At 71.2% G+C, this 444-nt stretch carries 1 protein-coding gene; it reads left to right on the forward strand.

Annotated features, from left to right (window positions below; all coding sequences use genetic code 11):
* The coding region (locus tag AB4Z35_RS30575; RefSeq protein ID WP_442101239.1) for a hypothetical protein at window positions 1-444 on the forward strand (444 nt) is incomplete at both ends.

Here is a 444-nt window from a genome sequence, read left to right on the forward strand (position 1 = left end):
GCTGCGCGATGTTCTCGCTCGAGCGCACCACGCTGCAGCATGAAGGGGTGGCCATCCTGGCCTTGCGTTACGGGCGCTACAGCGAACCCGTCGACGGCCCGGCCGGGGATCTGGCGCTGGACCACGCGGTGGAGGGCGCACTGGCCTGCATCGGCGAAGCCCTGACGCAAGCCGGCCTCGATGCGTCCGAGGTGGTCGCTTGTTGCCTGTGCGGCGCGGCCGAGCCTCGCATTGCCGACATCGAACGGCGCGCCATCGCGCGGCTGCCCGGCGCCAGCATGACCGTCCACCAGACGGCGCTCGTCGATCGGTTCGGCGACACCTACAGCGCCACCTTCGTGCTCGCGCTCTGCCATCTGCTTGCCTGTCTCGAACAGGCCCCCGCCGGTGCGGCGGGCATGGTCCTGGCCACCACCGACGACGGGCACGCGGGCTGCCTCATCG

Origin of the sequence: Pseudomonas sp. KB_15 (genome assembly GCF_052114525.1) — a bacterium.
GTDB lineage: Bacteria > Pseudomonadota > Gammaproteobacteria > Pseudomonadales > Pseudomonadaceae > Aquipseudomonas.